Genomic DNA, 10605 nt, shown 5'->3' with positions numbered 1-10605 from the left:
TGATCGCGGACGCGTACGAGATGTAGGGGTTCCGCGCCCCGTAAGGGGCGCGGGGAACTGCGCGAGCAACCACGGGCGGCCCGCGGCCGACCACCGACCGCTCAGGCCCCCAACAGCGCCGAGATCCGGTCGGCCGGCACCGGGCGGGAGTAGAACCATCCCTGCCCGGTGTCGCATCCCATGCGACCGAGGCGTTCAGCCTGCTCCGCACTTTCCACACACTCCGCCGTCACCGTCAGCCCCAACCGGTGCGCCAGTTGCACCAACGCCTCCACGATCGCCTCGTCCGCGGGATTGCGGCCGTGCACGAACGTGCCGTCCAGCTTGAGCGCGGACACCGGCAGCCGGCTGAGGTAGGCGAGGTTGGAGTACCCGGTCCCGAAGTCGTCGATGGCGATGGCGACGCCCATGTCGCTCAGCTCCCGCAGCTGCTGCAGCGGCCGTCCGGCCGTGCCCATCACGGCCGATTCGGTGAGCTCCAGCTGCAGCAGGTGCGGCGGCAGTCCGGTGCCGGCGAGGGCCGCGGCCACGTCCGCGACCAGGTCGGAGTCCCAGACCTGACGTACCGCCACGTTGACGCTGACGACCAGCGGCGGCCCGTCCGGCCGTTCCAGCTGCCAGTGCCGGGCCTGCCGGCAGGCGGTCGTCAGCACCCAGCGGCCGAGCGGGACGATGGCGCCGGTCTCCTCCGCGAGCCCGATGAACCGGTTCGGGCCGAGCGTGCCGAGCTGCGGGTGGCACCAGCGCACCAGCGCTTCCACCCCCCGTACGACGCCGTCGGCCAGTCCCACCAGCGGTTGGTACTGCAGCGCGAACTCCCCTCGCTCGACCGCCGGGCGCAGCGTGCGGGAGAGCGCCTGCCGGGTCATCCGGTGGGCGTTGCGCTCGGGGTCGAAGAGGGTCCAGCGGGCCTTGCCGTCGGCCTTGGCCCAGTACAGCGTGGTGTCCGCGGCCTGCATCAGCTCGGTGGCGTGCGTCCCGGCGGCCGGGCGTTCGACCACGCCGATGCTCGCCGACACCGACAGCTGCTGTCCGGCCGTCTCGAACGGCCGCTGCAGCGCGGTCTGTACGGTCACCGCGAGGTCGATCAGCTGCTGGGTGCCGGCGGACTCCTCGACCAGCAGGGCGAATTCGTCGCCGCCGAGCCGGGCCACGAGGTGCCCGCCCGGTGCCGCGCAGGCCGTGAGCCGGCCGGCCACGGCGGTCAGCAGCCGGTCGCCGGCGCCATGGCCGAGGGTGTCGTTGACGGCCTTGAAGCCGTCGAGGTCGAGGTAGCACAGCCCGATCCGGCCCGTCCCGCCCGGCAGGGCCGTGGCGGCGGCCAGCGCGCCGGCCAGCCGCTCGAAGAACAGGCTCCGGTTGGGCAGTCCGGTCACCGGGTCGTGCATCCGGACGTGCCGCAGCCGGGCCCGCAGGTCGCGCCGGTCGCTCACATCCGCAACCGACAGCAGCGCGTCGTGGCTCTCGGGGAGCTGGGTGACGGTCACCTCGGCCCACAGCCCCCGTCCGCCGGCCTGTCTCAACCGCCGGGTGCAGTGCAGGCGGTCGCGGCGGCCCAGCAGCACCTCGCGGTACTTCAGCCAGGTCCGGGTGTCGTCGCGCAGTCCGGTGAACTCGGCGGCGGGGGAGTCCTGGAGCCGGGCGGGGTCGGTGCCGAGCAGGACGCCGAGTGCGTCGTTGGCGGTGCGGACGAGGCCGTCGCGGCCGACGACGGCCATGCCGAGGTGCGCGGCCCGGAAGGCAGCCCGGAATTCCTGTGGGGTCAGATTACTTTGTGTGACGACGGGCGGCATGGTGCCGGAGGTGCCGCCCTGGCCGTCGAGGGGTCCGCTCACCGCTCGCTCCCGCGTGGCATCGGGGTCCGCACTGCTGGAGTGCAGGGGTCTTCGGATCGTGTGCGTGGGTCGTACGAGTGGTCGAAATGGGGCTGAATGGCCGTCTGTAGGGGGGTTTCCGTGCTGGAAATGTGGCGATCATAGGGCTCGCGCAGAGCCCGTTCCAGCGGTCCGGCCGCGAGCGGCGCAGCCGCCGGCCGCGGGGTGATCGATTCCGTTCGTCCTTGCCCTTCCATGCGCACTCATGTCCGGGGCTGCATGACAGCGGCTTCCCGATTGACTGACCGTGACTGAGTGTGATGTACCCAGAAGTCGGCTTAGTCACTCGACTGGGGTAGTGAAACGGGGCATAACACCGCAAATAACAAGAGGGTGGTGGAGGTCTCCCGATTCCGTCCCCGGAGGTCGACGTGGTGCGTCCGCAGACACCCATGGGAGTGGACCGGCCCCGGCTGCGTCGTGCCGGGGCTGTGATCACTTCCCTGTGTGCGATCGCCACGACGATCGCGACCGGGCCCGCACATGCCGTGGGGCCCGGCGGCCCGTGCGCGCTGCCGCGCAGCGAGGCCCATCACTCCGAGGGGCTCGACACCTGGAACCCGGCCTTTCCGCGCCCGGTCGGCCGGCTCGACGCCGTGATGGTCTTCCTGTCCTTTCCCGACTCCCGCCCCTACGTCACCCCGGAGCGGCTCGCGGCGGACCACTTCCCCGGCACCTCCCGCTTCTTCGAGCGGGCCTCCTACGGGCAGTTCTCGCTGCGCGTCCACCCGCTGAAGAAGTGGATCCGCATGCCCCGGCCCTCGGTCGACTACCGCATACAGCGCGACTGGGACGGCGACCTGCGCTCCGCCTATCTCAAGGACGCCATCGCCGCGGCCGACGGCGAGGTGGACTTCAGCCGCTACGGGCTCGTCTACCTCGTGGCCGACCCCGACGCCCCCGGCGTGGATTCCGATGCCACCAAGGTGGTCAATCTCGACCAGCCGATCCATGTCGACAACACCGACCTGCGCCGCGTCGTCACCGTCTTCGAGCACCACCCGCCGGACCGCAACGTACTCGCCCACGAGACCGGCCATGCCCTCGATCTGCCCGACCTCTACCACCGGCCCGAGGACGGCAAGGGCGACTGGGACACCCACGTCGGCGACTGGGACCTCATGGGCAGCCAGTTCGGGCTCGCCTCCGACCCCTTCGGCTGGCACAAGTGGAAGCTGGGCTGGCTCACCACCCGGCAGGTCGACTGCGTCCTCGGCCGGGGCAGCACGCTGCACACCCTCCAGCCGGTCGAGGCCCCGATGGTGCCGGGCACCGACCCCCGCGCCCGGCTGGTGGTGGTGCGTACGGGCCTGAACAGCGCGATCGTCGTCGAGGCGCGGGGCGCCTCCGGCAACGACGCCTCCACCTGCACCGAGGGCGTGCTGGTCTACCGGGTGCGCAGTGACGTTCCTTCGGGCAGCGGGCCGATCCAGGTGCTGGACGGCCATCCGGGGCGGCAGGCCTGCTGGGGCGAGTCCGTGAATCCGCAGCTGGCGGACGCGCCGCTCGGCGTGGGCGAGACGCTGGCGGCCGAGCACGCGGACGGCGTGGAGGTGAGCGTCCGGGCACGCACGGCGGGCGGGGCCTGGACCGTGCGGGTGCGGCGCGAGTGACACGGGGGCGGCAGGAAAGGAAGAAGGCCCCCGCACCGGAGTGCGAGGGCCTTCCTCTGTCTGTGCGCCGCCAGGGACTCGAACCCCGGACCCGCTGATTAAGAGTCAGCTGCTCTAACCAACTGAGCTAGCGGCGCCTGCTGACGTGGAAGACTTTAGCACCCTGATCCGGTGGAAAGAAAATCCGGATGTTTAAACCGCTGCGCGGGCGGCCCGGACGCAGGCCCAGAGCAGGACGTCGGGCCCCGGCAGCCAGGGGTCCCGGGTCTCCGGGGCGACCAGCCAGCGGGAGGCGGGAGGCACGGGCTCGGTCTCGTCCGCCGGGAACAGCGGCGGGACGGCCACCGTGTCGCCCGTGCCGTGACACAGCAGCGGGGGCACCCGGCGGTCGCGGCCTCCCCACTCCTCCCAGCTCAGCAGCGCGGGGAGCCGCTGGGCGGTGCCGGGGGCGGCGAAGAGCAGCAGCCGGCCGCGCTGGGCCGCGACCGGGCCGGAGCCCGGCCCCGCCGCCCACAGCCGGTCCAGCACACGGCGGCCGAAGAGCGCGGGGAAGCCGATCACGTCGAAGACGGTGCCGCAGGGGAGCATGACCGAGGACCCCGGGCTGTCGGCCCACAGGGCGTGGACGCTGCGCGGGTACCTGCTGGCGGAGGCCAGCCAGTCGGCACCGGCCAGGGTGACCCGGGCGGCGGCCGGTGCGGCGTAAGGGGGACGCGGCGAGTGCTCTCGGGTGGTCATGGATCCATGATCTGCGTCACAGACCCGGCCCCCGCGGTGCTTGCCCGAATCCGGGACAGGGCGGCGGGCGGTGCGCTACCTTGTGCGCCGCATATGCCAGCGGCCCATGGTCGCCGGACCACGGGCCGCATTCGTCCCGCTACTCGACGACGCTGCCGTCGCGCAGCAGTCCGCGGCCGAATTCCACCATCTTCCTGGTGTAGTCCTCGCTCCACTCGGCCCGCTCCGCGATCACGGCGGTGGGCAGCCGGTCGAAGCGCCGGGGGTCGGCGAGCTGGGCCGCCGCCACCGCCTGGTACTCGGTCGCACGGTCGGCCGCCGCGCGGAAGGCCAGCGCCAGCTCGGTGGAGCGGGCCAGCAGCTCGCGCGGGTCCTCGATCGATTCGAGATCGAAGAAATGTTCGGGATCGGCGACGGCCTCGGGCGGCTCGAAGAGCAGCTGGGCGGGCTTCAGACGACGCGGTCCACTGCTGTCACGCGCGCCGGGAGCCTGCTTCGGCTCGCACATGTACATACCTCCAGGATCGTCTGCACCGCCATCCATTCTCCTGCGCCGTGCAAGGGGGCGGTCGAGGAGGGCGGTCCCCGCCGGGGGACGCCGCCGTACCGGGGCCGCCGTGCACCCGGCGGGGCGGCGGGACCGCGCCTTCCGGCCCGCGCCTTCCCGGCCCGCGCTCCGCAGGGGCCCGGGGCGAAGCCCCCGACCCCTCACGGCGGTGCCCACCGCACCCGGTGTTCGCCGAGGTGCGCCAGCACCGCATGGTTCGCCTCCCACCCGTCCGGGAACTTCACGGTGACCCCCAGCTGCACCGGCTCCGTCGACGGATGGTCGTCCAGCAGGCGGTCGACGCCCGCCCGGCAGACCACCACGCACGCGTGCCGGTGCCGCGAGGCCAGGACGCACAGGCGGCCCGTCTCCAAGTGGAACGCCGTCGCGTCCGGGCGGCCCGACAGCGGGTGCAGGACGACCGTCACGTCGAACTCCCGGCCCTGGAGCCGGTTGGCGGTGTCCACCGTGACGCCGCCGACCCCGCGCTCCGCCAGCGCCGCGCGCACGGCCGCCGCCTGGTCGCGGTGGGCCGTGCCCACCGCGATCCGGTCCGCCGTCAGCGGCACCGGGTCCGGCGCTCGCTCGCTGGTCGTCGCCCCGCCCCGGTCCAGCAGCCGCCGGACCACCAGCGCCACCGCGGCCACCGCCTCCGGATCCGTCCGCGGCGTATGGCGCGCCGGCAGCTCCAGCAGGCCCCAGCCCGACTCCGCCGCCTCGTCCAGCACCCGGTCCGGCCCGGAGCCGTCGGACGGCACCCCGAAAGCCAGCCGCCGGTCCCCGTGGTCCGTGCCGCTGCGGAAGGGCGTGTACGGGTAGAAGGCGTCCGACACCAGCGGCGCGGCGGAGGCGGGCAGCCGCCAGGACACCGGCAGCCGGTGCTGCGGCAGGCCCGGATTGTGGGCCAGCAGCGTCGTCACTGCGCTCGCCGACGGGTCGTACGACAGCCCCGCCCACTGCGCCGACCCCCCGGGCCCGACCACGCTGAACGGGTCCAGCTGGCCCGGGTCGCCGACGAACAGCGCCCGCTCGAAGAGGCCCGCCACGGCCAGCAGCGCGTCCGAGCGCATCTGGTACGCCTCGTCGACGATCGCGTGCCCCCACGGCTCCGCCGCCTTGGTGTGCGCCCACTTCGCGGCCGTGGAGACCACGACGTCCAGCCCGGCCAGGTCGGCCGCCTTCGCGGACGTCACCACCGAGTCCAGTCCGGCGATCGCCGGGTCGTACGGACGCCGCTCGTTGCTGTGCAGCCGGCCGACCGGCAGCCCGGGCTCCGCCTCGGCCAGGCGCAGCACCAGGTCGTCGACCTGGGCGTTGGTCTGGGCGACGATCATCAACGGCCGCCCGGCCGCGGCCAGTTCGCGGGCCGCCCGGACGACGAGCGTGGACTTGCCCGCGCCGGGCGGGGAGTCCACGACGACGCCGCGGTGCGGGCTGTGCAGGGTGTCGTGCAGGATCGCCCCGGTGGCCTCGGCCGCCGCCTTGGCCGGGTCGAAGGCGCGTCCGCGCGCCATGCGTACGCTCACAGCCGGTCCTCCGCGGTCACGGGATCGGGTGCGTCGGGCGGCGCCGCCGGGTCAGGCGGGCCGCCGTGGGTCCAGGGCGTGCGCTCGGGGTCGGGGAGCTCGGGGCCGCCCCGGGGCGCGTGCTCGAAGAGCGTCCAGCAGACCCGGTCGCCCTTCTCCGGCACCGAACCCGGCTCGGGCACCTTGCCGCGGCCCATCCCGCCGGTCAGCCGCACGGTCGGCGCGCCGTCCGGTCCGTACGACACGAACTCCCCTGTCTGGGCACGGCCGTCGGGCAGCGCCCGGTACAGCTTCACGCCCTCGGCGAGGTGCGGGGCGTCCTCCGTGCGCACCGTGACCAGCGGGCGGGGGCGCGGGACCTTCGCCTCCGAGTACTCCATCACCACCTCGGTGACCTCACCCGCGAACGCCTCGCCGGCCAGCCGCCGTTCGGCCATCACCAGCGGATCGTCCAGCGCCTCCTGGGCGTCCAGCTGCGCCAGCGCGCTCTCGCGCGCGGCGAGTTTGCGGGCCGCCGTCACCGCGTCGTCCCGCCGGGGCTGCGGGGGCTCGCCCGCGCGGATCCGGTCGCGGTGGGCGGTGTACGACCAGCGGTCCCGCTTCCAGCGGTCGGCGACCCGGGCGCCCTCCGGCAGGGCGCGCACCAGGTCGATGCCGCGCCACATCGCCTCCCATGTGGGGCGGAGCTGGGAGGCGAGGAGCTCGCGGATCTCCTCCTCGGCGGCGGACCGCTGCGCCGCGGTGCGCGCGAGGTCATGGCGTGAAATGGCGGGCGCCAGGCGTTTGTTGTCGAAGGCCGGATCCGTGGCGGGCCCGGCCGGAGGGTGGTGGAGGAGCCCGTCGGGGCCACGCCCGGTCTCCGCGCGCAGAGCGGCCTCGGCGCCCGTCGTCCCCGGCGGGGGATCGATCCAGGCGAGCAGCGCGCCGAGGTGCTGATCCTCCAGACGGCTCTGGCCCGTCGCCCAGTGCCGGCCCAGCAGGTGCGTCATCGGCAGCAGCAGGGACGACCCCGGCACCCGCGCCCGCTCCCCGGCGTGCGTGAGCCACCGGCCCAGCAGCGGGACGCGCGGGGGCGCGGGATACGGGGCCTCGGGGTCCTGCTCGGCGGTGCGGCGGAAGCGCATGGAGCGCCCGAGCAGACGGACGTACTCCACGCCGGGCGCATTGGGCACGAGGATCTGCGGCGCGTCGGAGCAGGGCTCCTCGCCCTCGCCGCAGTCCTCTTCGCCGTACTGCTCGATGTACGGCAGCATCACGTCGGCCAGTTCGGCGAGGAACGCGAACCGCAGGTCCCTGTCGCGCGGCTGGGGCACGGCCAGCAGCCGCGGGGCGTCCCGCCCGGTCCCAACCATCGCACCGAGCGGCGCACCCGCCTCACCGGCGGTGGTGAGCAGTACGAGCACGAGCGGTCGCTCGGAAAGATGCCGATGCCGCACGGTGGCAAGCGGCCGGGCCTTGCCGGCCTGAACGGCTTCGATACGGGCGAGGGTGGTGAGGAGGCTCATACGAGCTCCTCCGCACTGCTGAGCGCCTCGGCCCGCAGCCCGGCGGCACGCCGCAACGCGGCAACGACCGGGTCCCCCGCATCCCCCGCCCCGCTCAGCGCAGCGCCCCGCACCGCCTCGACCGTCGTGAGGTCCCCCAATTCGGCCCGCAGCCCCCGCCCGAGCACCGTCACGGCCCCCTCCTCCCGTGCCCGCTCCCGGCAGTGGAAGGCGAGCTCGCACGCCGCCAGGCATTCCGGTGCGTATGCCGCCTCGACCGCGCCCAGCGCAGCGCCCAGCTCGGCCGCCGGCCGGTCCGTCGCGAACGAGAGACCGGGCGGCAGCGCGGCGGCGATGTCCGCCACCCGCTCCAGCCGGGCCAGCTGGCGCCGCGTGGCGGCCAGTTGGCGGCGGACGTCGACGAGCGCCGCGGCCGGCAGGTTGGAGAAGTCCTTCGGGCAGACGAGCAGCACCTCCGGGCGGACGCGCCCGCCGAGGGCCTCCAGCGCGAGCGCGTACACCGCCGCCTGCCGCGCCGCCGCGCCCACCTTGGCGGCGTCCGCGGCCCCGTCGACCATGGCGAAGGACTTGATCTCCACGACCGTCCGGCCCCCGTCGGGGTGGACGATCACCGCGTCCGGTTCCAGGAAGGCGGGCGTCCCGGCGACGGTCAGGCTCAGCATCGGGTGGTCCAGCAGCGCCCAGCGACCCGCTGCCGTGGCCTCGCGGAGGGCCAGGGCCGTCCGCGCCGTGCGGCCCTCGGGGCCGGCGGCCGACAGGTCGGGCACGTCCACGGCGTCCGCTTCCGGAGGCTCCGCCTCGCGCAGCTGCCCGCACAGCAGCCGCACCAGCTCCGCCCCGCCGTCGGCCTTCACCCGTGCTTCGAAGGCGTGGCCGCGCACGAACGCGAACTGCGACTGCCCGAACGTGACCTGCGCCCCCAGCGCCCGGGCCAGCGCCGCCTTGTCCACCCCGGCACCGTCGAGCAGGGCCCGGCGGCGGCAGCCGGGATTGGCGGCCAGGGCCGCCAGCGCGCGGGCGTCCAGGGGATGCTGCGCGGCCTCCGGGCCGCGCAGCTCAGCGAGCTGCTGTCGCAGCGCCGTCGGTGCGGCTGTCTCCGGCTCCGTCCCGGGCCGGCTGTCGAGGGATCTGGTCACTGGCGTCCGCCTCGCGAAGTCGGTGCGCTGTATCCGCCGTACGCGCCGCAGTCTCGCATCCGCCACTGACAACCGCGGGCACCTCACGGGTTTCCGCGTCCTCCGGGCCGGTGAAGCGGGCCCGGATGCGTGCGGCGAGGCGCAGCGCGGGCCGCGACAGGAGATACCCGACGCCCATGACGGCCGCCCCGGCCAGGCAGTCCAGGAGGTAGTGGTTGGCGGTGCCCATCACCACGAGGGCGATGGCGAGCGGGTAGACCGCGCCCGCGACCCTGGCCCAGACACTGCGCGCGTGCCGCCAGAGCACGATCCCGCACCACAGGGCCCAGCCGACGTGCAGGCTCGGCATGGCCGCGTACTGGTTGGTGAGCCCGCCGAGCCCGCGCGGGGCGCTCGCGTCGCCGCCCCACCAGCCGTACGAGCCGTACTGGGCCATCGTGTCGACGAACCCGTAGCCGGCCTCCAGCAGCCGGGGCGGGCAGGTGGGCAGCAGGGTGAAACCGACGAGGCCGATGAGGGTGGAGATCATCAGCCAGGTCCGCAGCCGGCGGTAGTGCTCCTGCCGGCGTCTGAACAGCCAGATCAGGATCGCGGGGGTGAGCAGGTAGTGCAGGGACGCGTAGGCGAAGTCGGCGGGTATGCCGATCGCCGGGTGATCGGTGAAGAGCCGGTTGAGCGGGTGCTCGATGTTTATTCGGAACGTTTTTTCAAGATCGAGTATCGACAGGCCGTGGTCGACGGCCGTCTGCACGTCACCCCGCACCAGCAGCCGGCCGGCCGAGTAGAGGCCGTAGACGACGGCGATCAGGGGCAGCTCGGTCCACCAGCGCGGCCGCTTCCCGAGTGGTGCGGTGCGGTACATCCGGACGCTCTCCATGTGTTCAGGCGGCCAACAACAAGCGGACATGCAACCGTACGGTGTACGCCACACAGGCCGCACACCGCCCCGGGGCGCGGGAAGGGAGACGTCCCAGTCGCCCCAAGGGTTGCCTGGTGAGGGTGTGAGTGATGATGGAGAGGAACGTCACCGCACACTCGTGAAGGGGCCCACCCCATGGCACCGCGCATCCTGCTGGCCCGGCACGGACAGACCGAATGGTCGCTCTCCGGCAAGCACACCGGCCGCACGGACATCCCGCTCCTCGACGAGGGGCGGCGCGGCGCCAAGCTGCTCGGCGAGCGCCTGCACCGCGCCCCGTGGGACGGCCTGCCGGACGTCGAGATCCGCACCAGCCCGCTCGTGCGCGCCAAGGAGACCTGCGAGCTGGCCGGCTTCGGGGGCCGGGCGGCCGAGTGGGACGCGCTGATGGAGTGGGACTACGGCGCGTACGAGGGCATGACCCCGGCCGAGATCAAGTCCGGCCGCCCGGACTGGTTCATCTGGCGCGACGGCGTGCCGGAGGGCGAGGCGCTGGCCGAGCTGTCGGCGCGTGCGGACGAGGTCGTCGCGTGGGCGAAGTCGGCGGACCGCGACGTCATGGTCTTCGCGCACGGCCACATCCTCCGTGTGATCGGCTCCCGCTGGCTGGGCCAGGACGCGTCGTTCGCGGCGCGCATCCGTCTCGACCCGACGTCGCTGTCGATCCTGGGCTGGGCGTACGGCGAACCGGCCATCGAGCGCTGGAACGACACCGGGCATCTGGCCTGACGCCAGGATCCGGACGCC

Annotated in this window: 9 protein-coding genes and 1 tRNA gene; 2 read left to right on the top strand and 8 right to left on the bottom strand. The window is 73.9% G+C overall.

The features are described 5' to 3' along the window. Positions 1-101: 101 nt before the first annotated feature. Complete coding sequence (locus HG542_RS13750) at positions 102-1835, bottom strand: putative bifunctional diguanylate cyclase/phosphodiesterase (protein WP_373313197.1); 1734 nt, start codon at positions 1833-1835, stop codon at positions 102-104. Positions 1836-2266: 431 nt separating this feature from the next. On the opposite strand from HG542_RS13750, the gene HG542_RS13745 reads away from it, so the two are divergent. Further along, positions 2267-3487: a M6 family metalloprotease domain-containing protein gene (locus HG542_RS13745; protein WP_171081121.1), complete on the top strand. Its 1221-nt coding sequence runs from the start codon at positions 2267-2269 to the stop codon at positions 3485-3487. A gap of 63 nt (positions 3488-3550) precedes the next feature. Here HG542_RS13745 and HG542_RS13740 read toward each other — a convergent pair. The 7 genes from HG542_RS13740 to HG542_RS13710 all read right to left on the bottom strand — a co-directional run bounded on the left by HG542_RS13740 (position 3551) and on the right by HG542_RS13710 (position 9816). Beyond that, positions 3551-3624 (bottom strand) — tRNA-Lys (locus HG542_RS13740). Positions 3625-3679: 55 nt separating this feature from the next. Next, positions 3680-4225, bottom strand: coding sequence for a bifunctional DNA primase/polymerase (locus tag HG542_RS13735; RefSeq protein ID WP_171081097.1), 546 nt, complete (start codon positions 4223-4225; stop codon positions 3680-3682). Between the two features lie 139 nt (positions 4226-4364). Further along, positions 4365-4733, bottom strand: a complete 369-nt coding sequence (locus HG542_RS13730; protein ID WP_171081095.1) for a DUF8844 domain-containing protein — start codon at positions 4731-4733, stop codon at positions 4365-4367. 200 nt (positions 4734-4933) lie between these two features. Then, the gene (locus tag HG542_RS13725; RefSeq protein ID WP_171081119.1) at positions 4934-6286 is read right to left on the bottom strand and encodes an AAA domain-containing protein; all 1353 of its coding nucleotides are present in this window, start codon (positions 6284-6286) and stop codon (positions 4934-4936) included. 8 nt (positions 6287-6294) lie between these two features. Next, positions 6295-7803, bottom strand: coding sequence for a hypothetical protein (locus HG542_RS13720; RefSeq protein ID WP_171081093.1), 1509 nt, complete (start codon positions 7801-7803; stop codon positions 6295-6297). Beyond that, positions 7800-8939: a hypothetical protein gene (locus HG542_RS13715; protein ID WP_171081091.1), complete on the bottom strand. Its 1140-nt coding sequence runs from the start codon at positions 8937-8939 to the stop codon at positions 7800-7802. The genes HG542_RS13720 and HG542_RS13715 overlap by 4 nt, the downstream gene beginning before the upstream one ends. Further along, positions 8860-9816: a phosphatase PAP2 family protein gene (locus HG542_RS13710; protein ID WP_171081089.1), complete on the bottom strand. Its 957-nt coding sequence runs from the start codon at positions 9814-9816 to the stop codon at positions 8860-8862. Before HG542_RS13710 ends, HG542_RS13715 begins: the two co-directional genes overlap by 80 nt. A 177-nt stretch (positions 9817-9993) precedes the next feature. Here HG542_RS13710 and HG542_RS13705 point away from each other — a divergent pair, with 177 nt between their 5' ends. Next, positions 9994-10587, top strand: coding sequence for a histidine phosphatase family protein (locus tag HG542_RS13705; RefSeq protein ID WP_171081087.1), 594 nt, complete (start codon positions 9994-9996; stop codon positions 10585-10587). Positions 10588-10605: the final 18 nt, after the last annotated feature.

Source organism: Streptomyces morookaense (genome assembly GCF_013030945.1).
Classification (GTDB): Bacteria; Actinomycetota; Actinomycetes; order Streptomycetales; family Streptomycetaceae; genus Streptomyces; species Streptomyces morookaensis.
The sequence above is the reverse complement of the archived record's forward strand: the minus strand, read 5'-3'. Positions and strand labels throughout refer to the sequence as shown.